The organism is Pedococcus sp. P2_E5, assembly GCF_056403895.1.
Map to the genome: position 1 here is coordinate 74,003 of NZ_JBFUEP010000005.1, position 21,835 is coordinate 95,837.

Annotated in this window: 24 protein-coding genes; 8 read left to right on the plus strand and 16 right to left on the minus strand. The window is 71.5% G+C overall.

Annotated elements, in window-relative coordinates; all coding sequences use genetic code 11:
• Positions 1-92: 92 nt before the first annotated feature.
• On the plus strand, positions 93-647 hold the full coding sequence (locus tag AC1DVZ_RS02865) for a PPA1309 family protein (RefSeq protein ID WP_477616675.1): 555 nt from the start codon (positions 93-95) through the stop codon (positions 645-647).
• A 26-nt stretch (positions 648-673) separates the two neighbouring features.
• On the opposite strand, the gene AC1DVZ_RS02870 is transcribed toward AC1DVZ_RS02865, so the two are convergent.
• From AC1DVZ_RS02870 to AC1DVZ_RS02880, 3 genes are read right to left on the minus strand one after another with little or no spacing between them, the layout of a single operon-like run.
• Positions 674-1,828: a YlbL family protein gene (locus AC1DVZ_RS02870; protein WP_477616676.1), complete on the minus strand. Its 1,155-nt coding sequence runs from the start codon at positions 1,826-1,828 to the stop codon at positions 674-676.
• Entirely contained in the window at positions 1,825-2,277 is a 453-nt protein-coding gene (locus tag AC1DVZ_RS02875) for a molybdenum cofactor biosynthesis protein MoaE (RefSeq protein WP_477616677.1), read from the minus strand. Before AC1DVZ_RS02875 ends, AC1DVZ_RS02870 begins: the two co-directional genes overlap by 4 nt.
• The gene (locus tag AC1DVZ_RS02880; protein WP_477616678.1) at positions 2,274-3,434 is read right to left on the minus strand and encodes an NAD-dependent epimerase/dehydratase family protein; all 1,161 of its coding nucleotides are present in this window, start codon (positions 3,432-3,434) and stop codon (positions 2,274-2,276) included. The genes AC1DVZ_RS02875 and AC1DVZ_RS02880 overlap by 4 nt, the downstream gene beginning before the upstream one ends.
• A gap of 61 nt (positions 3,435-3,495) precedes the next feature.
• Here AC1DVZ_RS02880 and AC1DVZ_RS02885 point away from each other — a divergent pair, with 61 nt between their 5' ends.
• A complete protein-coding gene (locus tag AC1DVZ_RS02885; protein ID WP_477616679.1) occupies positions 3,496-5,019 on the plus strand; it encodes a zinc-dependent metalloprotease in 1,524 nt (507 codons plus the stop codon).
• On the plus strand, positions 5,016-5,600 hold the full coding sequence (locus AC1DVZ_RS02890; RefSeq protein WP_477616680.1) for an NUDIX hydrolase: 585 nt from the start codon (positions 5,016-5,018) through the stop codon (positions 5,598-5,600). The genes AC1DVZ_RS02885 and AC1DVZ_RS02890 overlap by 4 nt, the downstream gene beginning before the upstream one ends.
• Positions 5,601-5,633: 33 nt before the next feature.
• On the opposite strand, the gene AC1DVZ_RS02895 is transcribed toward AC1DVZ_RS02890, so the two are convergent.
• From AC1DVZ_RS02895 to AC1DVZ_RS02910, 4 genes are all read right to left on the minus strand, one after another.
• On the minus strand, positions 5,634-6,203 hold the full coding sequence (locus AC1DVZ_RS02895; RefSeq protein ID WP_477616681.1) for a M48 metallopeptidase family protein: 570 nt from the start codon (positions 6,201-6,203) through the stop codon (positions 5,634-5,636).
• 56 nt (positions 6,204-6,259) lie between these two features.
• Complete coding sequence (locus tag AC1DVZ_RS02900) at positions 6,260-7,327, minus strand: phosphotransferase family protein (protein WP_477616682.1); 1,068 nt, start codon at positions 7,325-7,327, stop codon at positions 6,260-6,262.
• The gene (locus AC1DVZ_RS02905) at positions 7,324-8,574 is read right to left on the minus strand and encodes an acyl-CoA dehydrogenase family protein (protein WP_477616683.1); all 1,251 of its coding nucleotides are present in this window, start codon (positions 8,572-8,574) and stop codon (positions 7,324-7,326) included. The genes AC1DVZ_RS02900 and AC1DVZ_RS02905 overlap by 4 nt, the downstream gene beginning before the upstream one ends.
• 211 nt (positions 8,575-8,785) lie before the next feature.
• Positions 8,786-9,610 (minus strand): enoyl-CoA hydratase/isomerase family protein, encoded by an 825-nt coding sequence (locus AC1DVZ_RS02910; RefSeq protein WP_477616684.1) that lies wholly within the window; start codon positions 9,608-9,610, stop codon positions 8,786-8,788.
• Between the two features lie 132 nt (positions 9,611-9,742).
• On the opposite strand from AC1DVZ_RS02910, the gene AC1DVZ_RS02915 reads away from it, so the two are divergent.
• From AC1DVZ_RS02915 to AC1DVZ_RS02925, 3 genes are all read left to right on the plus strand, one after another.
• Positions 9,743-9,901, plus strand: coding sequence for a DUF5679 domain-containing protein (locus AC1DVZ_RS02915; RefSeq protein ID WP_091788997.1), 159 nt, complete (start codon positions 9,743-9,745; stop codon positions 9,899-9,901).
• A 152-nt stretch (positions 9,902-10,053) separates the two neighbouring features.
• Entirely contained in the window at positions 10,054-11,049 is a 996-nt protein-coding gene (locus AC1DVZ_RS02920; protein WP_477616685.1) for a hypothetical protein, read from the plus strand.
• Complete coding sequence (locus AC1DVZ_RS02925) at positions 11,046-12,383, plus strand: ABC1 kinase family protein (RefSeq protein ID WP_477616686.1); 1,338 nt, start codon at positions 11,046-11,048, stop codon at positions 12,381-12,383. The genes AC1DVZ_RS02920 and AC1DVZ_RS02925 overlap by 4 nt, the downstream gene beginning before the upstream one ends.
• Before the next feature lie 183 nt (positions 12,384-12,566).
• Here AC1DVZ_RS02925 and AC1DVZ_RS02930 read toward each other — a convergent pair whose 3' ends face one another.
• The 8 genes from AC1DVZ_RS02930 to AC1DVZ_RS02965 form a co-directional block, all read right to left on the minus strand.
• The gene (locus tag AC1DVZ_RS02930) at positions 12,567-12,761 is read right to left on the minus strand and encodes a hypothetical protein (RefSeq protein WP_477616687.1); all 195 of its coding nucleotides are present in this window, start codon (positions 12,759-12,761) and stop codon (positions 12,567-12,569) included.
• A gap of 2 nt (positions 12,762-12,763) precedes the next feature.
• Positions 12,764-13,357, minus strand: coding sequence for an HhH-GPD-type base excision DNA repair protein (locus tag AC1DVZ_RS02935; RefSeq protein WP_477616688.1), 594 nt, complete (start codon positions 13,355-13,357; stop codon positions 12,764-12,766).
• Between the two features lie 44 nt (positions 13,358-13,401).
• Positions 13,402-14,883: an alkaline phosphatase family protein gene (locus AC1DVZ_RS02940; protein WP_477616689.1), complete on the minus strand. Its 1,482-nt coding sequence runs from the start codon at positions 14,881-14,883 to the stop codon at positions 13,402-13,404.
• Positions 14,884-15,035: 152 nt separating this feature from the next.
• On the minus strand, positions 15,036-15,167 hold the full coding sequence (locus AC1DVZ_RS02945) for a hypothetical protein (protein WP_477615687.1): 132 nt from the start codon (positions 15,165-15,167) through the stop codon (positions 15,036-15,038).
• Between the two features lie 170 nt (positions 15,168-15,337).
• Positions 15,338-15,625 carry a WhiB family transcriptional regulator gene (locus AC1DVZ_RS02950; RefSeq protein ID WP_477616690.1) on the minus strand — a complete coding sequence of 96 codons (288 nt, stop codon included), beginning with the start codon at positions 15,623-15,625 and terminating at the stop codon, positions 15,338-15,340.
• Positions 15,626-15,909: 284 nt separating this feature from the next.
• Positions 15,910-16,149, minus strand: a complete 240-nt coding sequence (locus AC1DVZ_RS02955; protein ID WP_477616691.1) for a hypothetical protein — start codon at positions 16,147-16,149, stop codon at positions 15,910-15,912.
• A gap of 148 nt (positions 16,150-16,297) precedes the next feature.
• Positions 16,298-18,487, minus strand: a complete 2,190-nt coding sequence (locus AC1DVZ_RS02960; RefSeq protein WP_477616692.1) for an ATP-dependent DNA helicase UvrD2 — start codon at positions 18,485-18,487, stop codon at positions 16,298-16,300.
• Positions 18,488-18,543: 56 nt separating this feature from the next.
• Complete coding sequence (locus AC1DVZ_RS02965) at positions 18,544-19,020, minus strand: PPOX class F420-dependent oxidoreductase (protein WP_477616693.1); 477 nt, start codon at positions 19,018-19,020, stop codon at positions 18,544-18,546.
• 129 nt (positions 19,021-19,149) lie between these two features.
• Here AC1DVZ_RS02965 and AC1DVZ_RS02970 point away from each other — a divergent pair, with 129 nt between their 5' ends.
• A complete protein-coding gene (locus tag AC1DVZ_RS02970; RefSeq protein ID WP_477616694.1) occupies positions 19,150-19,419 on the plus strand; it encodes a glutaredoxin domain-containing protein in 270 nt (89 codons plus the stop codon).
• Between the two features lie 30 nt (positions 19,420-19,449).
• Here AC1DVZ_RS02970 and nudC read toward each other — a convergent pair whose 3' ends face one another.
• Positions 19,450-20,409 (minus strand): NAD(+) diphosphatase, encoded by a 960-nt coding sequence (gene nudC, locus AC1DVZ_RS02975; protein WP_477616695.1) that lies wholly within the window; start codon positions 20,407-20,409, stop codon positions 19,450-19,452.
• 41 nt (positions 20,410-20,450) lie between these two features.
• On the opposite strand from nudC, the gene AC1DVZ_RS02980 reads away from it, so the two are divergent.
• The gene (locus AC1DVZ_RS02980; RefSeq protein ID WP_477616696.1) at positions 20,451-21,830 is read left to right on the plus strand and encodes a phosphotransferase; all 1,380 of its coding nucleotides are present in this window, start codon (positions 20,451-20,453) and stop codon (positions 21,828-21,830) included.
• Positions 21,831-21,835 lie beyond the last annotated feature (5 nt).

Here is a 21,835-nt window from a genome sequence, read left to right on the forward strand (position 1 = left end):
ACCGCCCCAGTGGTTCCCACGCTCACCTTGGACACGCTTCGGCACCAGCTGTGCAACCCCTGGGTATGCCGCGTGGCCGGCCACCACGCGCCATGGGGCACCATGGGCGCGTGAGCCAGAACTCCCAGCCCGTCGCCGACCCGTTGTCCATCGCCGCACTGGACACCGAACGCCACGTCGCTGCCTCCGGGTGGGACCAGAACCCGCGGCTGTTCGCACTCGTCCCCACGGCCGAGCTCCTCGAGCGCGAGCCGCACCTGCGCACCCAGATGCGTGGCTCCGACCTGGCCGAGGGCGCCCTGAGTGCGATCGAGCAGGAAGACCTGCCGCCGACCTCGAACCTCGAGAGCCTGCTCGGGGGGATCGCGTGGCCGGACAGCGTCGTGGGCGCCGCCCTGGCCGTCGAGCGCATCGTCGTGCCCCCGGAGGCCGAGCGCGACCTGCCCGCCCACACGGAGTCGGCCGTCGACGCGCTGGCGTCCCACCCTGGCCGCCAGGACGTCCGGCTGCTCGTCGCCGTCACCCGTGACGGTCAGAGCCGTTGCCTGCTCCGCCAGCGCGCCAACGACAGCGACGACAAGGTCGCCCTCGGCGACCAGATCGCGCCCGGTCTGGTCCACGCCCTCAGGGCGACGCTCCAGGGCTGAGCCGGCCCCGCGGCATACCCCTGCCGTTACTTCGTGCAGGTGGGCAGGGAGCTGGCGCGCTTGTCGGCGATGGCCTCGACTGCCTTCTTGGCCTCGTCAAAGGTCGCGATCCTGACCACGCGCAGTCCGTCGGGGATGTGGCCCACGACCTCGTCGCAGTTGTCCGCGGGAGCGAGGAACCACGTGGCACCGCCGTCGTGGGCGCCGACGAGCTTCTGCCGGATGCCACCGATCGGGCCCACCTGGCCGGCCGCGTTGATCGTGCCCGTGCCGGCGATCTTCTGCCCACCGGTGAGCGGGCCGGGCGTGAGCGTGTCGTAGACGGCCAGGGAGAACATCGTCCCGGCCGACGGGCCTCCGACGTTGCCGGCGTTGATCTTGACGTCGATCGGGAACTCGAACCGGATGCCGAGGAAGACACCGACCGTGGCGCGACCGTCGGCTTCGCGCGTCTGGGCCTGGACCGTGAGCGGCTTGCCGCCGCGGACCAACCCCAGGGCCACCCTCTCCCCCGGCTTGTGCGCGCCGACGCCGGCACGCACCGCGTCCGAGTCGGCCACCGGCTTGCCGTCGATGGTGACGATCTCGTCGCCGGCCTTCAGCAGAGCCGCGGACGGCGCGTCCTTGGCGACCTGGCCGATCACGACGTGCTCGACGACCTTGGTGCCGAGGGCCTTCAGCGCCACCGCCACGGCCTCCTGCTGGGAGTCGATCATCTCGGCGGTGCTCTCCTCCTCGACCTGCTTGTCCGTCACGCCCTTGGGGAAGTACAGCTCCTCGTCGACGACGGCCTCACTGGGGTCGATGGCGGCCGCCAGCAGGTTCCACACGGTCACGCGGTAGCCGGGGCCGCCGACGACGCGGACGGTGGTGAAGTCGAGCGCTCCCCGGGTCGGGAAGGTCTGGGCGCCCGAGACGGTGATCAGCTGCTTGCCGTCGAGCGTGCCGAGGGTGTTGGTGATCGGTCCGGGCTTCATCACGACATAGGGCAGTCCGACCATGGTCGACAGGGCCCCCAGGGCGATCAGCAGGAAGAAGCCGACCAGGGCCACGGTGGACCGTCGGCTGAGCCGGTAGGGATCATCGTCGAGCGGAACACCCACCGGGGTCTGGTCATCGGGTGCGTGCTCGTCCGCTGCGTGCTCCTCCGGCGGGGAGTGCTGCTGGTGGGGCCCGGTCACGGCAGCCCCACCCACTCGTCGCTGCCGTCGGTGAACAGCTGGTGCTTCCAGATCGGCACCGTCCCCTTGAGCGTGTCGATGAGGTCACGGCAGGCCTCGAACGCCTCGCCGCGGTGCGGAGCCGAGACCGCCGCCACCACGGCGCGGTCGCCGATCTCGAGGTGCCCGACGCGGTGCACCGCCGCGAGGCGGGCGACGTGGTGGCGCGCGGCGACCTCGCGGCATACCCGCTCCAGCGTCTCGACCACGCTGGGGTGGGCCGAGTAGTCGAGCGCCGACACCGGCGCGCCGTGGTCGTGGTCGCGCACGACGCCCACGAACAGAGCGATGCCCCCGCACTGGGGGTGCTGCACGAGGGCGAGCACCTCGTCGACGCTCAGGGGTTCGTCGCGGACGTCGCTGAGCACCACCGTGGGCTCGCTGTCGAGCTCTGGGACCGGGTCGGTCATGCCGTCGAACCTTTCCTGCGGCGTCGCCGCATGATTGCTGCCGTGCCCACCAGGGCCACCGCGGCGCTGGCCGCCCCGAGAGCGGCATCCTTGCGGTCCAGTCTGCGGGCCGCCACTGCGTGCGAACCCCGGATGGTGTCCAGCAGCACGCCGACGCAGGTTTCGTTGTCGTGGACCGGCACCCAGCCGCGACCCAGCAGAGTGCGGGCAGACACTGCCCAGGGGAAAGCCACGAAGGCAAGGTCGCTGGCGGGTGCCGGCAACACCCCAACGCGGTGCAGGCGGTCCGCAGTTCCCATCGCCGCCACCATGCCGAGCTCGACCCTGCGCATGCCGGTGAGGCGTTCGAGGTCGGCCTGCGCCAGGTGGCCCGGCGCACCGACCGAGACGTCGCCGGCGAGCCCCTGAGCCATCACGAGGGCGATTGCCGAGCCCAGGTCGTCGACGTGGCAGAACTGCCACGCGGGTTCGGCGCCCCGCAGCATCAGCAGCCGGGGTGCCTCGAAGTGGCGGGTGACGACGGTGTCCACGCCGGCGCCGACGAGGGCTGCGGGCCGCACCGCCGTGATGGCCAGTCCCGGGTGCACGTCGCGGGCCACGCGAATGAGCTGCTCGACGTCCATCAGGTCACCGACCTGTCCCCCGTCCGAGGGCGCGCGCAGCGGCGCGTCGTCCTCCAGCGGCACCGGGTTGTCGGCCAGCGCCCCGAAGGCCTGCGCCGACGTGACGACGACCAGGTGGCGGACCCCCGCGGCCGCGGCGGCGGTGATGACCGTCTGGGCGACCCGAAGGCTGCGTTCGCGGCGCGACCGCGTGCCCATCGCCAGGTCGCGTGCCAGGTTGGTGCTCGCCGCCACGTATGCCGCGGCGTGGACTCCCGCGAGCGCCTTCACCAGGCTCGGCTCGCCAGGGTCGGCGTAGCGGAACTGCACCCCACCGACCGGAGGTGGCTCCGTGTCGACCGCGACGACGGCACCGATGCGCGCCTCACCGACAGCACCGCCCGGCCGAGCCGTGGTGGACCCCCGGGCAGCCGCCGAGACCAGCGCGCGCAACACCGCACGACTGGCAGGACCGGCCGTGCCGATCACCGCGACGTCGATGGCGCTACGCCGCGAGCGAACGGCGTCCCGTCCAGCCCGCCCGGGGGAACTCACTGTGGCCTCCGCGTGGTTGTCTAGTGAGAGACCATCCTCTCAGAACCGCTGAGGAGCAGTTGTGCCCGACCTTCCCCGTGACCGCAACGACCCAGACCCCCATGACCCCAGTGACTCACGCGACCCGCGTGACGAGCCGGACGACACGTCCGACGACTCCTCCTCGGGCTCCGGGCTGTCGCCCGAGATCGAGGCCGTGCTGGCCCGGCTCACCGGGGGCGAGGTGGACCCTGACATGGCCAAGGCCCTCAAGGACATGGGCATCGACCAGGTCGACCCCGCCATGCTCCAGATGATGGTCGGCCAGATGCAGTCCATGTTCGCCAGCACCGACACCGACGCCTTCAACCTCACCCTCGCGACCGACACGGCCCGCAAGACGGTGTCCGAGGCGGGCGATGCCGTGGTCGGCGACGCGGCCCGCCGCCAGCTCGACCAGGCCGTCCAGGTCGCCGAGCTCTGGCTCGACGAGGTGACTTCCTTCGAGGCACCCGGCATCACGACCCACGCCTGGAGCCGGGCCGAATGGGTCGAGGCGACCATGCCGACCTGGCGCACGCTGGTGGAGCCGGTCGCCGAAGGCGTCGGGCGGGCCGTCGGGGACGCCATGCGCGCCCAGCTCCAGCAGCTCGGCGAGGGCGCCCTCCCCGAGGGGATCCTGCCCGCGGGAATGGACCCCGCGGCGATGCTCGGCCAGATGGAGCCGATGCTGGCCAAGATGAGCGGTGCGATGTTCGGGCTGCAGGTCGGCCAGGCCGTGGGCGCCCTCGCGACCGAGACCGTCAGCGGCACCGAGGTCGGTCTGCCGCTCGTGCCCGACCGGTCGGTGGCCCTGCTCCCCGCCAACGTCGAGGCCTTCGCCGAGGGACTCGGCGTCGACCTCGACCAGGTCCGCATCTACCTCGCCGTCCGCGAGGCTGCGCGGGTCCGGCTGTTCTCCGAGGTCCCGTGGATCGGGCCACAGCTGGTGGCGGCCGTCCGCGACTACGCCCGCGACATCAGCATCGACACCGACCGGATCGAGACGGCGCTGGAATCCGTCGACGCCAGCGACGCGAACGCCCTGCAGGCAGCGCTCCAGGACCAGCTCTTCCGCCCGGACCCCAGTCCCGCGCAACGCGCGGCGCTGGCCCGACTCGAGACCTACCTCGCCCTCGTCGAGGGCTGGGTCGACGTCGTCGCCGACCGCACCACCCGCCAGCACCTGCCACAAGCGGCCGCCCTGGGCGAAGCCGTGCGACGCCGGCGGGCCACCGGGGGTCCGGCAGAGAAGGCCTTCGCCGGACTGGTCGGACTGGAGCTGCGGCCACGGCGGCTGCGTGACGCCGCCAACCTGTGGGCCGCCCTCGAGGCCAGGCACGGGGCCGCCGGACGCGACGGCGCCTGGGGCCACCCCGATGTCGCGCCCACCGGCGCGGACCTCGACGACCCCCTCGGCTACGTCGAGCGCTACGGCACGTCCGACAGCGCCGACCTCGACGCCGCCCTCGACCAGCTCCTCGCCGAGGGAGAGGCCAACGGCGGTGCGCAGCCGACCGACGGCCCGCACGACGGCCCGGACTCCCCCGACGAGGACGGACGGTGACGGCGCCGCCGACGCGCGTGCCCACGGCATACCTTGCGCTCCGGGCTGACGCCCGACGGGTGCTGGAGGGGTGGCAGGCACCCGACGCCGAGCAGGACCGGCTGAGGGTCGAGCTGCTCGCCCACTGCGAGGCGCACCCGGACGCCTTGTGGAAGCAGGGCCCACCGGCCCACCTCACGGCGAGTGCGTTGGTGCTCAGCGCTTCTCTCGACAAGGTGCTGCTCACCCTGCACGCGAAGGCCGGTCTCTGGCTTCAGTTCGGCGGCCATTTCGAGCCCGGCGACGACTCGGTGCTCGGGGCGGCGACCCGAGAGGCCCGCGAGGAGTCGGGTATCGCCGACCTCGTGCTGCATCCCGAGCTCGTCCACCTCGACCGGCACGCGCTGCTGGCCGCGGGTTTCGGTCGGTGCAGCGAACACCTCGACCTCAGATATGTCGGCGTGGCCCGCGACGAGGACGCGTATGCCGTGAGCGAAGAGTCCCTCGACGTGGCCTGGTGGCCGGTGGACGGGCTCCCCGACGCGAGCGCGGGCGAGATCCGACCGCTGGCCGAGGCAGCCAGACGGGTGCTGGGCACCTAGGGGTTGCCCCCTGGAAGGCCCCGACGTCGCGGGTCAGTCGCTGGGACCGAAGTCCAGGGCGGCCTGGCCCAGCTCGTCGGTGTCGGTCTCGCCGTCGGACAGGTCGAGACCGGCCGTCGCCGCCACACCCTCGAGGTAGCCGCGCGCGCGCTCGAGTCGCGGGTACCCCTCGAGCAGCGCCCAGAAGTCCGGGCCGTGGCCCGGTGAGAGCAGGTGGGCCAGCTCGTGCAGGATGACGTAGTCGAGGACGAAGCCCGGCATGCCCTTGACCCGGGTGGAGATCCGGATCGTGCCGTCGGACGGCGTGCAGGAACCCCACCGGGAGTTCTGGTTGGTGACCCAGCGGATGCTGCTCGGTCGGGCCCGGCCATCCAGATAACGCTGCGACAGCTCGACCGAGCGGGTGCGCAGCTGGGCGTCGCTCGGGCGCCGGCGCTTGTCACCCTTGGCCAGCTTGTCGAGCATGGTGGCGACCCACTGCTGCTCCTCGGCCTTGGTGAACCGGGCAGGGATCAGCACGATCGTGCGCCCGTCCTCGCGGTAGGCACTCACGGTGCGGCGGCGCTTGCGGCTGCGACGGACCTCGACGTCGTTGCTCCCCATACCCACCACGATAGGCGAGCACGCCGACAACTCCGGTGATCCGCGCCGTCCCCGCGTCAGGTGAGGAGCTTGCGCAGCCGTCGGTCGAGGATCTGGACGGCCGGCCCGAACACCGCATAGGCCTCGTTGGTGGTCTGACCGTTGGCGTAGCGGTAGTAGATCTGCTGGGCGATGACCGCGAGCCGGAAGACGCCGTAGGCCTGGTAGAACAGCGCCTGCCGGGGGGTGACGGCGACGTCCATCCGCTCGCAGTAGCCGGCGATCAGCTGCTCGCGCGTCAGCATCCCCGGCAGGTGGGTCGGCACTCGACGGAAGGCCTGGAAGTCCTCGTCGTCGTCGGCCTGCACCCAGTAGGCGAGGGCCGCGCCGAGGTCCATCAGCGGGTCGCCGATCGTGGCCATCTCCCAGTCGAAGATGCCCACGATCCGGGTCGGGTCGTCCGGTGCCAGGACGAGGTTGTCGAGCTTGTAGTCGTTGTGGATCACGCCGCTGCGCACGTCGGCAGGCTGGTGCTCGTCGAGCCAGACCATGGCGTGCTCGAGGTCGGGCTGACCGGACGTGTGTGCCTTGCGGTAGCGCGCCGACCAGCCCTCGACCTGGCGTCGGACGTAGCCCTCGCCCTTGCCCAGGGTGACCAGCCCGCATGCCGCTGCATCGACGGAGTGCAGCTCCACGAGGACGTCGAGCATGGACTGGCACAGCCGACCGGCCTGGTCAGGCGACAGCTCCACCGGCATCTCGCGTCGCGGCACCGTGCCGACGAGACGCTCCATCACGTAGAAGTCGCCCCCCATGACCTCCGGGGAGTCGCAGAACGCGACCATCGTTGCGACATAAGGAAAGACGGGTGCCAGCGCTGACTGGATCCGGTGTTCGCGGCCCATGTCGTGGGCGCCCCTGGCCTTGGTGCCGCTGGGACCCCGACGGAGCACGAGGTCGAGGTCGGGGAACCGCAGCAGATACGTCAGGTTGGACGCACCCCCCGAGAACTGGAGCACTTCCGGCCGCCCAGCCAGCCCTGCGGCATACCTGGGGTCGGTGTGGGTGCGCAGCCACGCAACGGCGGTGTCGACGTCGAAGGCGTCCTCGGAGCGCACCGGCCTGGCGCCGGCCACGGCACTCACTGGTGCTTGTCCAGCTCGATCCGGCCGACCACGCTGCGGTGCACCTCGTCGGGGCCGTCGGCGAGCCGCAGCGACCGGGCCCCCACCCAGGCCGCGGCCAGGGGGAAGTCCGTGGTCATGCCGGCGCCGCCGTGCAGCTGGACGGCGAGGTCGATCACGTCGAGCGCCATGGCCGGCACCTCGACCTTGATCTCGCTGACGGCCGACAACGCCTCGGTCGACATGCCCTGGTCGAGCAGCCACGCCGCGTGCATGACCAGCAGGCGCGAGCGGTTGATGGCGATGCGGGCGTCAGCGATGCGTTCGAGGTTGCCCCCGAGCCTGGCAATGGGCTTGCCGAACGCGGTGCGCGACAGGGCCCGCTGGCACGCCAGCTCGAGGGATCGCTCGGCCAGGCCGATGGTCCGCATGCAGTGGTGGACGCGCCCCGGTCCGAGTCGTCCCTGGGCGATCTCGTAGGCGCGGCCCTGCCCGAGCAGGATGTTGGCGACGGGGACGCGGACGTCGGTGAAGGACACCTCCCCATGGCCGAGCGGCTCGTCGTAGTAGCCCATCGTCGAGAGCATCCGCTCGACCCTGACGCCGGGGGCGTCGCGCGGCACGAGGACCATGGTGTGGCGCGAGTGCCGGTCGGCGCCGAGGTCGGACAGCCCCATGAAGACGAGGATCTTGCACTCCGGGTTGCCGATCCCGGTGGAGAACCACTTGCGCCCGTTGACGACCACCTCGTCACCCTCGACCACAGCGGTCGCGGCCATGTTGGTCGCGTCGGAGGAGGCGACGTCGGGCTCGGTCATGCAGAAGGCGCTGCGGATCCGCGCGTCGAGCATCGGCTCCAGCCACTCGCGCTGCTGGTCGGGCGAGCCGTACCTCAGGAGCACCTCCATGTTGCCGGTGTCGGGGGCGTTGCTGTTGAAGACGAGGGGTGCCAGCGCCGAGCGGCCCATCGCCTCGGCCACGGGCGCGTAGTCGACGTTCGACAGACCCTCGCCGCCGTCGGTCCCGAAGTCCGCGGCATAGCGGCCGGCGTGTTCCTTGGGCAGGAACAGGTTCCACAACCCCTGGGCACGGGCCTTGGCCTGGAGCTCCTTGATGACCGGCGACGGGGTCCACGGGTCGCCGCCGCTCTCACGCCGGCTGAGGATCTCGGCGTGCACGCCGGCCTCGACGGGTTCGACCTCGGTGTCGACGAACGCCCGGACGCGGTCGCGCAGGTCGGTGGCACGGGGTGACAGGGAGAAGTCCATGCGCCCGACCCTAGTCACGGCCGCGCCGGCGCGTCCCTCCCCCACTTCTGGCCAGCCGTGCCGCACCAACCCCCCGGAATGGCCGCGGGATCCGGCACCAGTGGCCAGAAGTCCGGGGCTACGGCGACTTCTGGCCAGCCGTGCCGCACCAACCCCCCGGAATGGCCGCGGGATCCGCCACCAGTGGCCAGAAGTCGCGGGTGGGCGGAGGTCAGCGGCCGTGGAAGGTCGGTCGCCGCTTGGCCGCCGCCGCTGCGATCCCCTCGTGCAGGTCGTCGGTGGCGAGCGTGACCGCCTGCGCCAGGGCTTCCCACTGGAGCGCGTCCTCGAACGTCGCGTGCCCGCCGTCGCGCAGAGCCTGCAACGTCAGCCGCGTGGCGACCGGCGCTGCGGCCGCGATGCGCTCGGCCGCGAGGATCGCCTCGTGGAGCACCTCGTCGGTCGGCAGCGCCTGGGACACGAGACCGAGTCCCACGGCTTCGGTGCCCGTCACGACGCGACCGGTGAGCAGCAGGTCGCGGGCCACGGCGAGCCCGGCGATGTTGGGCAACGACCAGGTCGTCGCCATGCCCGGGTGCAGCCCCAAGGAGGTGAACGGCACGCCCAGACGGGCGTCAGCGGCGGCATACCGGATGTCACAGGCGAGGGCGACGGCGCAGCCGGCACCGATCGCCGCGCCGTTCACGGCCGCGATCGTGGGCACCTCGAGGTCGCGGATCGAGAGCCACGAGCGGTAGAAGGCGAGCATGCGCGCGCGCAGCTCGCTGACCGACGCGTCAGGGTCCTTGACGATCCACGACAGGTCACCACCACCACTGAAGGCGGGGGCCGCGCCGGTCACGACGACGGCCGCGAGCGCCTCATCCGTGCGCAGCAACCCCATGAGCCTCACCCATGACGCGGTCATGGCGGTGCTCATCGAGTTGCGACGCTCCGGCAAGTCGAGTGTCACCACCGCGATTCGACGGCCCGAGGCCTCTCGCAGCTCGACTCCGAGGTCGTCGAGCTCGGTCTCCCACCACGGCTGTGCGCTCATGGGGCGAAGACTAGGGGTGGGCCCTGAGCACGACGCACAGGCCCCCCTTGCGCCATTTTGTGCTCAGCATGGTCTAAGTTTGGCCGAAGTCCGACGGCGCACCGTGTGCCGTGAACAAGAGGAGACATGGCGATGGCTGAAGAGACCTACAAAGGCGAGTTCTACTGCGTGAAGTGCAAGGAGAAGCGCGAGGCCGAGGGCCGCGTCGTGGAGACGAACGGCCGTCGTATGGCCAAGGGCGTCTGCCCCGTGTGCGGCACCAACCTGAACCGCATTCTCGGCAAGGCCTGACACCAGGCTTTCCATCGCGAGGGGCGGGTCCGACTTCGGTCGGGTCCGCCCCTCGCGGCATTCCCCGGGCGCACGGCCATGACTGCCCGCACCTCCCGCAACCCTGTGGATGACCGGCGGCCGGCCCCTGCGGCTGTGCGAGATTGGGCCGCGTGACCGGACGACCCCTCCTCAGGACCCTGTGGCCGGTGTTCCGGCGGGGCGCCGGATGCGTGCAGTTCGGCACCGACCCGGACCACGCGGTCGTCCTCGACGGGCTGCACGAGGACGAGGTGTCCGCCCTCGAGTCGCTCGACGGCACCCGCGAGGTGCCCACGGTGCTGCGTTCCCCCGCCGGGCAGGACCTCCTGGACCTGCTCCTCGGGCACGGGCTGGTCGTCGAGGCCGGTGACCCCGTCTCGCTGCCGCCACCAGTACGTGCCCTGCTCACCCACGATGCCCAGGCGCTGCTGCGCACCGCCACGCCACCACTGCAGGGGTATGCCGCGCTGGCCAGGCGCCGCGCTGCTCACCTGTTCGTCGTGGGACGGGGAGAGCTGCCGTCCGCGGTGGCCGCCGAGCTGCGCCACGCCGGGGTGGGCACCGTACGACAGGGTTTCGAGGTGGCCGACGACTGGGAGCAGTCGCTCACGCCGTCGCTCACCGGACGGGGCGGCCCGACCGCGCCCGCGCTCGTCGTCCTGGTCGGTAGCTGCGCCCTCGATCCGGCGGCCGCGAGTCCGTGGCGAGCCCGCGGCATACCGGTCGTGCCCGTGGTGCTGCACGGGCTGGAGGCCGTGGTGGGGCCGGTCGTCGTGCCGCACGGGCCGTGCTTGCGGTGCCTGGACCTCGCCCGCGCGGACCGCGACCCCGGGTGGCCGGCCCTGCTCGGCCAGCTGCTTCCGGCCCGGGTCGGCGCCGGCACGGAGGTCAGCGGCGAGACCACCCTCGTGGGGCTGGCCACGTCCATGACGGCGATGGTGGCCCTCGCGGTGCTCGATGGTCAGGTGCTTCCGGTGGGGCGTTCACTGGAGGTTTCGCTGCCGTGGCCGCGGGTGCGCCAGCGGCAGTGGGAGGTGCACCCGCGGTGCGGCTGCGGGGCCGGATCCGACGCGTCTGGGCGACCCGCCCGCGTCGACACCCCCGCACAGGCGAGAATGGCCGGGTGAACGAGATCCCCCGCCGCGCCGTCACCCGCACGGCCCGTCTGGCCAGCCTGCCCCTCGGCTTCGCCGGGCGGACCGCCATGGGGTTCGGCAAGCGGGTCGGGGGCAAGCCCGCCGAGGCCGTCGCGGCCGAGCTCCAGGCCCGCACGGCCGAGCAGCTGTTCAAGGTGCTCGGCGAGCTCAAGGGCGGGGCGATGAAGTTCGGGCAGGCGATGTCGGTCATGGAGGCCGCGCTGCCCGAGGAGATGGCCGGTCCCTACCGCGCCACCCTCACGAAGCTGCAGGAGGCGGCGCCACCGCTGCCCACGGCCACGGTCCACAAGGTGCTCGCCGAGGAGCTCGGGCCGCGCTGGCGGACGGCGAAGTTCCAGTCGTTCGAGGACAAGCCAGCGGCTGCCGCCTCGATCGGTCAGGTGCACAAGGCGGTCTGGCGGGACGGGCGCGAGGTGGCCGTCAAGATCCAGTACCCCGGCGCCGGCAAGGCACTGCTGTCCGACCTCAACCAGCTCGCGCGGGTGGCTCGCCTGGCCGGCGGCTGGATCCCCGGCATGGACATCAAGCCGATCACCGACGAGCTCAAGTCGCGGATGAGCGAGGAGCTCGACTACAACCTCGAGGCGGCCAACCAGCGCACCTTCGCCAAGGCGTTCCGCGGCGACCCGCACTTCGCGGTGCCCGACGTCCTCGTCAACAGCGAGCACGTCATCGTCTCCGAGTGGATGGACGGCACTCCGCTGTCCCAGATCGTGGCGTCGGGCACGCCGGAAGAGCGGAATGCCGCCTCGGCCCGTTACATGGCCTTCCTGCTGGTGGGCCCGGCTCGCGCGGGGCTGCTGCACGCCGACCCCCACCCGGGCAACTTCCGGCTCCTGGACGACGGACGGCTCGGCGTCATCGACTACGGCGCCGTCAACCGGCTGCCCTCGGGACTGCCGCCCGCAATGGGTTCGCTCGTGAGCGCGGCCCTGCGGTCCGAGGCGCCCGAGCTGGAGAAGGGCCTGCGCTCCGAGGGGTTCATCAAGCCGTCCATGTCACTGGACGCCGAGGCGCTGCTCGAGTACCTCCAACCGTTCATCGAGCCCCTGACGCACGCGGAGTTCACCTTCAGCCGCCCGTGGCTGCGGGGGGTCGCAGCGCACGTCAACGACATCCGGCGGCCCGAGTTCCTGGTGGGGATGAAGCTCAACCTGCCGCCGTCCTACCTGCTGATCCACCGGGTCTGGCTGGGCGGGATCGGGGTGCTGTGCCAGCTCGGTGGCACCGTGCCTGCGCGCCAGATCGTGGTCGACCACATGCCCGGTATGCAGCTGCGGCACCTCCCCCCGCCCGTCGCCTGACCCCGCGGCTTTCCGCACTTCTGGCCAGGTATGCCGCACGCGACCCCGATTGCGCCGCTTCCGTGCCGCACGGCTGGCCAGAAGTCGCGGCCTCCCCGCACTCCTGGCCACGCATGCTGGGTCTCGGACGGGATTCGGCCCTGACGCGGCATACCAGTGGCCCGAAGTGGGAGACGACCCAGCTCACCACCAGGCGGAGTCGAGCTTGCCCTCGATGCTGCGCAGGTGCTCGCGGCTGCAGCGGTCGCAGGTCCACGTGTCGCGACCGTTCTCGACGCCACGAGTCCACGTGATCGCGGCGAGCGACGCATCTGGCGCTGTGGTGCCGCAGGTGGCACAGACCGGTGGCTGCTCGTGGGCCGCGACGGATTCGGCCACGGCTACTTCTTCGCGACGGTGGCGGCCTTGGCCTTGGCGGCTGCCTTGGCGGCCTGCTTGAACTCGCGCACCTTGGCCAGGGACGAGGCGTCCACGACATCGGCCACCGAGCGGTAGGAGCCGTCCTCGGCGTAGGGGCCGATCGCCTCCTGCCAGCCCGCCGGTCGCACGTCGAGCTGCTTGGCCACGAGCGCTGCGAAGATGCGGGCCTTCTGGTCGCCGAAACCGGGCAGCGCCTTGAGCCGGTCCAGCAGGTCGCGGGCATCCTCGGCGTCGGTCCAGATGGTCTCGGCCCTGCCGTCGTACTGGTCGCGCACCACGGTCGCCAGCTGCTGCACCCGCCCTGCCATCGACCGGCCATAGCGGTGGATGGCAGGCGGCGTCGCGCACAGGTCGGCGAAGGCCTCGGCCTCGGCCGCCGCGATCGCATCCGGCGCCAGCGTGCCGAACCGGTCGAGGATCTTCCACGGCCCCCGGAACGCGTGCTCCATCGGGTACTGCTGGTCGAGCAGCATGCCGACGAGCAGGGCGAACGGGTCGCTGCTCAGCACCTCGTCGGCAGCCTCGTCCTGGGCGATCCGGATCTGCGTAGCCATGCGCGCCAGCCTAACCGGGCGGATAAGGCTCTCGGTAGACCGTGTCAGAGGAGGTAGACGAAGCCGGGGCCCTCGTCGCGATAGGCGATGCCGAGCGCATCGAGGGCGGGTTTCCACGAACCGGTCACGCTCTGGTCTGCCCCCTCGAACCCGTGGTCGGCGGTCAGCAGGAAGGTCACCTCCTCGAGCACCCCCTGGGTCTCCAGGTGGTCGAGGAAGGCCACCAGCCGGGCGTCGCTCTGCCGCAACGAGTCCCGCGCCATCTCCGACCTCGGGCCGCCCCCGTGGTGACCGGCGTCGGTCACGACGTGCGCCCACCAGGTCAGCGTGGGCGCCTCCTCGGCGTCCTCCCAGAGCTGGAGCATCTGCTGCAGCCCCATGTCGTCGACCTGCACACCCCACCGGAAGTACGCGTCCTCGAGGTGCTCGGCCCGCTGCACGAACCGCGAGGCGTCCGGGTCCGGCAGCAGGTCGCCCATGCCGTTCGTCGCCGCCTCGAACCCACCTGCCGCGCGCAGCAGAGCCATCGTCCCGTAGTCGGCCCCGCGGTCGATCGCCTCGTCCACACTCGCCGTTCGGGGCGAATCTCCTTGCTGCACATGGTCGTTCACCATCTCGAAGACCGTCCGAACGCCGGGACGCAGCCACTCTGCGCTCCGGTGCCAGGTCTCGGCATTGTTGGGCACGACCTGCTCGTCGAGTGCCCGGTCGTAGTACACGTTGCCCAGCACCCCGTGCCGCCCCGGTCCGACCCCGGTCAGGATCGAGGTGTGGTTGGTCAGGGTCACGCTGGGGAACTCCGCGACCGCACCTCCCCGCAACGCCAGCCCGTGCTCGACCAACCGCGCCACTCCGGGCAGATCCCCCGCCTCGGCGAGGTGCAGCAGGTCGCCGCAGTGCGCACCGTCCCACAGGATCCCGACGACCCTGCGCCGCTGCCCCACGGGCAGCGGTTCGAGGTATGCCGTGAGCACACGACCGTCCAGCGCCTCACCTCTGCCGTCGCGCAGGTCCGCCTCCGGCACCCCGGACATCACCGCCAGGGTCGGGGCCACGTCGACCAGCCGGGCGTGGTCGTCGACGAAGCCGAGCCTGGCGACGCCGGGGCCGGACATGACCAACGGCGCCCGCGACTGGATCACGTCCAGCGAACCGTGTTCGCCCAGGTGGCCGCCCTCATCGGGGAAGTAGTGCCTGGGGGTGTGCACGACCGCGACGTCGGGACTGCGGTCGGGGTCGCCGAACAACGAGAGGATCCGCTGCGCGGCATACGGGTAGGCGTTGTCGGTGGACACCCGCGGACCGGCGGCCGCGAGCTCGGCCTCGTAGGGCAGGAACGCCATCGGGTCCTCGCTCGGTACGGGATCGACGCCTGACACCACCTCGTGGCTGCCGTCCGCGTGCAACCGCACGACGCCCAGGTGGCTGGCGGCGTGGGCGACACCCTCGTCCACCCAGACCACGAGGTCGACCACGGTGGACAGGTCGGGGGCGGTCAGCGCCGTGACGACGGCTTCGCGGGACATGCCCGGACGATAAACGAGTCGAGCGTGCACGACACGCTGACGACGCGGGCCAGCCGTCAGCGTGTCGTGCACTCTCGACGGCCCCCCGGACATGAAGAACCCGCCGGGACGACCTCCAGAGCGGAAGGTCCCGGCGGGTTCGGGCACGGGGGTCACCGGGCCAGCATGCGAGGCAGGGCGAGCAGCATGTCGTGCTGCGCCTGCGCCTCGAGCCGGCGCTGGTACTCCCGTTGGCGGCGCTTTCGATGAGCGCGCGCCAGGTCGGCGTACAAGGCCTGGAACATGGTGAGACTCCTGGTGAGTGAAAAGGTGAATTCGGTGGTGTGGTCGGGATCGCGGGCGGGATCGACGGTCGGTCCCGCGGGGCCAGCTCCTGTGGCTGGCCCCGCGATCACCTCTCCGGCGCCCCCGCCGGTGTTCCCCCGACCGGTCACGACGTGCGTCGTGGACGACATCAGGCGGCGACCGGGTTCTTCCGCGGCCGGCCCCGCGGCCGCTTGCGTGCGACGACGGCTCCCTGGACGAAGAGCTCACCGCCCCACACGCCCCACGGCTCCGACCGCTCGAGGGCACCCGCAAGGCAGGCGGCCAGGGCCGGACACGTGTGGCACAGCGACTTTGCGAACTCGACGTCGGCCGGGCTCTCGGCGAACCACATCTCGGCGTCGTTGTCTCGACACGGGATGCCGGCGCCAACGATCGCGGCCTGCTCGTTCAGGTCGTGGAGTGCGCTCAGATGCATCGGGTGTCACCTCTCTCTCGTCGTCCCGCCACGGTGGTGGCGAGTTCTCCTGGTTTCGTCTGGCCGGCGGGTCCCCGGTCGGGGGCCGGCCCGTTCTCTTCGGTGTCGAACTTCATCTGGTGGTGCTTCTTCCTGCTGGTGGTGGTGCGGAAGAAATCTCTGCTGTTGGCCAACCGCCGGGGCGAACAACCGGTGGGGCAAACACCTGTTTCTGACAAACAGAAAGGCCGCGGATCCCGGATATCGGGTTCCGCGGCCTTGGAGAGGGCCTGCTGGCTGGTGGCCTAGACAGGTGGGTCTCCGAAGGGACGGAACTCAAGATCCTTGGTGGTGGCGCCGAAGCCGCCGACGTAGAACGTCGGAACCGGGGCATCGGTGGTCACCTGGGCGGCGATGGGCGCGGGCACAGTGGTCCCCTGGACCCATCCACGGTTGCCTGCGAGGAGGACACGGCCGACCTCGGGGCACACGGAACGGACGCGGGACATGTGAGTCGCGTCGATCGTCATCGTGATGTTCTCCATTGGGACCTACCCTCCTTCGGCTGCTCGTGGACCCCAGCGCATCGCGCGCGACACCCTGGGTTGGTGTGTTCGTCCAGAGTAGGGGACGTTCTGCGACGGCAGCAACGCATTTAACGAGATTTCCTGCAACGAATTGGTGAACGAACGCCTATTCGTCGGAATTCGTTGCGGCAGAACGACTTTCGAGCACAGATTCGACGTCCTCGCCCCCGATCAGGGCCAACACCTGCTCGCCGTAGAGCCCGAGCTTGCGTGCCCCGACGCCCGAGATCTGGGTCAGCTCGCCCTCGGACGTGGGCTCACGCTCGGCGATCGCGGTGAGCGTCGCGTCGGTGAAGACGACGTAGGCCGGCACGCTGGTCTCGCGCGCGACTGCCAGGCGCCAGGCACGGAGGCGCTCGAACGTCTCCTCGGAGTACGTCGGGGGGCAGGTGTCGCAGCGACCGGTCTTCCGCTGGCCGGCCGTCGTCAGCTCGGCGCCGCAGGTGCGGCAGTGCACGGGGAGGGCCGGCTTGAGTGCCTTGCCCCGGCCGCCCTTGGTGGACCCGACCTTGCCGGATCCCTTGGGTGCGGAGCGGGCGCCGTCGCCGAGGATGCTCGCCGCGCCGTCGAGGAAACGCGACGGCCGACGGCTGGCCCGGGCGCCCGGCGTCCGCGCACCGGACCAGGACAACCGCAGCTCGCGCCGGGCCCGGGTCACCCCGACGTAGGTGAGCCGCCGCTCCTCCTCGATCGCCTCGGGTGTCTCGGCCATCATGATCGGCAGGTAGCCGTCAGAGACGCCGGCGAGGAACACGACGTCCCACTCCAGCCCCTTGGCCGCGTGCAGGGAGGCCAACGTGACGCCCTGCACTGCTGGGGCGTGCTGGGCCGCTGCGCGTTCGTCGAGCTCGCGGACGAAGTCGGGCAGYCGCGCCTCGGGGGTCGCCACCACCAGGTCGTCGGACAGGGCGGCAAGCGCACTCAGGGACTCCCACCGCTCGCGGCCAGCCCCTCCCGATCCGGGAGCCTCTCGGGTCCAGCCGGCACCGAGGAGCACGTCCCGAACGAGTTCAGGCAGCGGCTTCGACGAGTCGTCCGAGCGGGCCGCCCCGCGCAGCAGCAGGATCGCGTCGCGGACCTCCCTGCGCGAGAAGAACCGCTCCCCTCCGCGGACGAGGTAGGGGATCTCCTGCTCGGCCAGCGCGGACTCGAAAGCCTCGGACTGTCCGTTGGTGCGGAACAGCACGGCGATCTCGGCCGGGGAGACCCCGTCGGCCACGCGCTTGGCGATCTCGCCGGCCACCGCTGCCGCCTCGGCCGGATCGTCGGGGTGGGAGCTCAGCACCGGTGTCGGGCCGTCGGCACCCTGGGCCTGCAGCTGCACGGCGTTGCTGCGCATCGAGCCCGACGGACCACGCACGACGAGGTTGGCCAGCCCCACGATCTGGGGGGTCGACCGGTAGTTGCGGACCAGCCGGACGACCTGGGCCTTGGGGTGCCGCGTCTGGAAGTCCAGCAGGTGCGCGGGGCTCGCACCGGTGAAGGAGTAGATCGTCTGGGCCGGGTCGCCCACGACGCACAGGTCGTCGCGCTGCCCCACCCACAGGTCGAGCAGCCGTTGCTGCAGCGCGTTGACGTCCTGGTACTCGTCCACGACGAAGTGGCGGTACTGCGAGCGCACCGCACGGGCGATGTCGTCGCGCTCCGCGAGGATCCCGACCGTGAGCAGCAGGACGTCCTCGAAGTCGATCACGCCGCGCTGGGTCTTGACCTGCTCGTAGGCCTCGAGCACGCGCGCCATGGCGGTGGCGTCAAGACCGGGAGGTTCGCGACGCGCGGCGCGTGCCCCCGCGGCATACGTCTCCGGGGTGAGCATCGAGACCTTGGCCCACTCCACCTCGGCGGCGAGGTCACGGATGGCGGTGCGGTCACGCGCGAGGTCGAGCCGCAGCGATGCGGCGGCCTGGGCCACCGCGGCGGCCTTCTGGCTCATCACCTCGGGGGCCGCGCCGCCGATCGCCTGCGGCCAGAAGTAGTGCAGCTGCCGCAGGGCGGCAGCGTGGAAGGTGCGTGCCTGCACGCCGGCGACGCCGAGCGTGCGAAGGCGGGTGCGCATCTCACCGGCTGCACGCGCGGTGAACGTCACCGCCAGGACGCGCTGGCCCTGGTAGGCGCCGGAGTGCACGCCGTAGGCGATGCGGTGGGTGATCGCCCGGGTCTTGCCCGTGCCCGCGCCCGCGAGCACGACCATGGGCCCCAGGGGGTGCGCGGCCACCTCGCGCTGCTCGGGGTCGAGGGCGTCGAGGATGTCGTCGGCAGAGGCGTGCACGGGTATGCCGCGGGGCTGGATAGGCATCGGCGCGATCCTGTCATGCGCGACCGACGCCCGTCGCCACCGGACCGGGCCGTGACCTACTGGACCAGGCCGTAGACCCGGGTCACGTGCAGCCGGAGGATCCGGCGGTGGTCCTGCACCATCGCGCGCCGGTAGTCGTCCCAGTCCGAGTGGTCCTCTCCCCGGATCGTGCGGAACAGCTCGACCAGCTCCTCCACGGTCTCGTCGTCCCGCGCCCTCGCCACGGGCGAGAACTCGACGTCACCCTCGAGCACGGCATACGACCAGCCGTCGGGCGAGGTGACCATGAGCGAAGCCCTCGGGTCGCGCAGCAGGTTCGCCACCTTGGCGCGGCCGTCGACCACCGACACCCGCACGGTGGGGCCGGTGGGGCTGTCGGGACCAGTGGGGTCACTGGGGCCGGGCTGGTCGAGGGCGAAGTTGACCATCGAGAGCTGGGGCCGGCCGTCGCGCTTGAGCGCGGCCAGGGTGCCGAGGTTGCGCCCCGCGGCCAGGGCGAGCAGGGCGGGGTCGTGCGCGGGATTCTGCGGCATGGGACATCATGGTCATAGAGGTCACACTCCTGCGCGGAAGGTATGCCGCCGGGTCGGTGTTGACCACCAGGCACACCCCCGGGTCCCTGCGACCGCCCCCACCCGCGACCCCACCTTCGAAAGAGACGCATGAGCCCCACCGCCCTGAAGTCCCCTGCCCCCGGCTCCGTGACCATGTTCAGCACGTCCTGGTGCGGGTACTGCAACCGTCTCAAGGCCCAGATGGGTCGCGAGGGCATTGCCTTCACTGAGGTGAACATCGAGGACGTCCCCGAGGCCGTGAAGTTCGTGATGGACGCCAACGACGGCAACCAGACCGTCCCGACGCTGCTCTTCCCGGACGGCTCCTCTGCCACGAACCCCTCGATCCACGAGGTCAAGAAGAAGCTCGCGTCCTGACCCGCTGACCTGCCTGCGTCGACTCCCTGCTCAGGCGGGCGCGGCGTCCTCGAGGTCGTGGCCCAGCCAGCGTTCGATGATGCGGCGTGCGATCGACAGGCGGGTCGACGCACTGACGTGACCCGCGGCGAGGATCTCGCGGTACTCGTCGCGCGTGAACCACCGGGCCTCGGCGATCTCTGACTCCTGCAGTCGCAGGTCGCTGCCATTCGCGCGCGCGGTGAACCCGACCATGATCGAGTTCGGGAACGGCCAGGGCTGGTCCCCGAGGTACTCCACGTCGCTGACCTCCAGGCCGACCTCCTCGTGCACCTCTCGCGCAACCGCCGCGGCCAGGCTCTCGCCCGGTTCGAGGAAGCCCGCCAACACAGAGAACCGCCCGGTCCCCCAACCCGCACCCCGGGCCAGCAGGATCCGGTCCTGGTCGTCGATGACGGACATGATGACCGCGACATCGGTCCGCGGGTAGTGCTCGCTGCCGTCCTGCTCGCACCGGCGCAGCCATCCTCCCTGGACGGGGGTGGTCGGGGCGCCGCAGCGCGGACAGTGGGTGTGGGTGGCGTGCCAGTTCGCCAGCGCCAGCGCCGTGGCGAAGATCGTGGCGTCGCGGTCGGACAGGTCGGCCCCGATCTGGCGCAGCGAGCGCCAGTGGTCCTCCTCGCCCGCGGGCACCTCGCCCTCCGGAGCGGCCGGCTCCGCCACCGCGAGGTATGCCGTGCCCTCACCGTCCTGCCCGAGGTAGAGGACCAGCGCGGCCGAGTCGGACCCCAGAGGGGGTCGTAGCGCCAGGACGGGGTCACCGGTGGCGCCTTCACTGGGGGCGTCGTGGGTGACCACGGGGACCTTGTCACCGCGCACCACCAGGACCCGGGTCGCCGGCTGGGCCAACAGCTGCGGCACGAGGTCCGGATCCGCCCGTCGCTCCGCGTGGCGGTCCAGGCCAGGACGGGCGAGGGACAGATTCGGGAGAGTTTCGGTCAGGAGGCCCACGCCTCCACCCTAGGCGCGCCCGCACGGCATACGGTGACCGTGTGGACCGCAGCCCCCTCTTCCTCGCCGCACTCGCGAGTGCCGCCGTGCCGGGCCTCGACCCGGCGAGCGTCGAGGCTCTCCCCGGTGCGCCGGACCACCACTACGACGTGGCGTTCGTCCAGGACACCCAACACCGTCGGTGGGTGGTGCGGGTACCGCGCAGCCAGGCAGCCGCGGCCCAGATGGAGTCGACCTTCGGCCTGCTGGCCCTGCTGGCGCGACGCCTGCCGTTCAGCGTGCCGACGCCCAAGGGTTTCGCTGCGCTGAAGGAGGGCGGCCGGGCCGCGATCTATCCCTACCTGCCGGGGCAGCACGTCGACTTCGCCCAGCTGCCGAGCGGTCCCGGCGTCGCCGCCGAGCTCGGGCGGGCCATCGCCGCCCTGCACAACGCTGACCACGGGCTGTTCGACGAAGCCGGGCTCCCTGCCTACGACGCCGACACCTACCGCACGCGAAGGCTCAGCGAGCTGGACCGGGCGGCGGCCACCGGACACGTGCCGACGGGGCTCCTGGCGCGCTGGGAGAAGCTCCTCGAGGACGTCACGCTCTGGCGGTTCGCGCCGACTCCGACCCACGGCGACCTCACGGGCGACCAGGTGCTGGTGGTCTTCGACGACGAGGACGACGCGTCGACCGGTCGGGTCAAGGCGCTCACGGGCTGGGAGGACGCCAAGGTCGCCGACCCCGCGGACGACTTCTTCGCGCTGGTCACCCAGGCGTCGCCGAGGGCGATGGAGACGTTGATGGAGGCCTATGCGCACGCCCGCGCCGAACGCCCTGACATCCACCTGCTGACCCGGGCTCGGCTGTGCGCCCAGATGCGGACCCTGTCACAGCTCATGTCCGCCGTGACCGGCGGGGACCGGTTGGAGGTCGAGCGCCACGCCTCGGCGCTGCGCCGACTGGACGCGCGGGTGCACGCCGAGGAGGAAGCGGCCAACGACTACCGCCGGGCCGGCCTGACACCGGCACGGCCCAAGAGCCCGGTGCTCGTGCCGCCGCCGGTCGTCGAGGACGATGACGACGACGAGGACGACGTCGAGGTGATGTTCGGCCGGACGGCTGACGATGACGAAGGCGTGGGCGACGGCGACGGCGACGGCGACGGCGAGTCCTGGTCGGACGAGGTCGACGAAGCCATCGATGCGGACGACACCGACCTCGACGGGTCCGACTCGGACGAGGGGGCGCCACCGTTCGAGGACGAGTCGGAGCTCGAGGACAACGCGGAACTCGAGGACGAGGGAGCGCCCCAGTTCGAGCTGGTGGAGCACGACGTCACGGCGGAGATCGACGTGTCCGAGCTGCGAGCTCCCGAGCCCATCAAGGGCGACGACCCCGGACCCGAGTTCGAGCCCGGCTACAGCCCACGGCCGTAACAACG

What these genes read in the sequence shown, in the direction of transcription:
- AC1DVZ_RS02965 (WP_477616693.1), bottom strand. Translation starts at nt 19,020, where the DNA reads ATGCCGCAGAATCCCGCGCACGACCCCGCCCTGCTCGCCCTGGCCGCG.
- AC1DVZ_RS02910 (WP_477616684.1), bottom strand. Translation starts at nt 9,610, where the DNA reads ATGAGCGCACAGCCGTGGTGGGAGACCGAGCTCGACGACCTCGGAGTC.
- AC1DVZ_RS02905 (WP_477616683.1), bottom strand. Translation starts at nt 8,574, where the DNA reads ATGGACTTCTCCCTGTCACCCCGTGCCACCGACCTGCGCGACCGCGTC.
- AC1DVZ_RS02940 (WP_477616689.1), bottom strand. Translation starts at nt 14,883, where the DNA reads ATGTCCCGCGAAGCCGTCGTCACGGCGCTGACCGCCCCCGACCTGTCC.
- AC1DVZ_RS02950 (WP_477616690.1), bottom strand. Translation starts at nt 15,625, where the DNA reads ATGCATCTGAGCGCACTCCACGACCTGAACGAGCAGGCCGCGATCGTT.
- AC1DVZ_RS02955 (WP_477616691.1), bottom strand. Translation starts at nt 16,149, where the DNA reads ATGGAGAACATCACGATGACGATCGACGCGACTCACATGTCCCGCGTC.
- AC1DVZ_RS02915 (WP_091788997.1), top strand. Translation starts at nt 9,743, where the DNA reads ATGGCTGAAGAGACCTACAAAGGCGAGTTCTACTGCGTGAAGTGCAAG.
- AC1DVZ_RS02865 (WP_477616675.1), top strand. Translation starts at nt 93, where the DNA reads ATGGGGCACCATGGGCGCGTGAGCCAGAACTCCCAGCCCGTCGCCGAC.
- AC1DVZ_RS02970 (WP_477616694.1), top strand. Translation starts at nt 19,150, where the DNA reads ATGAGCCCCACCGCCCTGAAGTCCCCTGCCCCCGGCTCCGTGACCATG.
- AC1DVZ_RS02895 (WP_477616681.1), bottom strand. Translation starts at nt 6,203, where the DNA reads ATGGGGAGCAACGACGTCGAGGTCCGTCGCAGCCGCAAGCGCCGCCGC.
- AC1DVZ_RS02935 (WP_477616688.1), bottom strand. Translation starts at nt 13,357, where the DNA reads ATGGCTACGCAGATCCGGATCGCCCAGGACGAGGCTGCCGACGAGGTG.
- AC1DVZ_RS02945 (WP_477615687.1), bottom strand. Translation starts at nt 15,167, where the DNA reads ATGTTCCAGGCCTTGTACGCCGACCTGGCGCGCGCTCATCGAAAGCGC.
- AC1DVZ_RS02875 (WP_477616677.1), bottom strand. Translation starts at nt 2,277, where the DNA reads ATGACCGACCCGGTCCCAGAGCTCGACAGCGAGCCCACGGTGGTGCTC.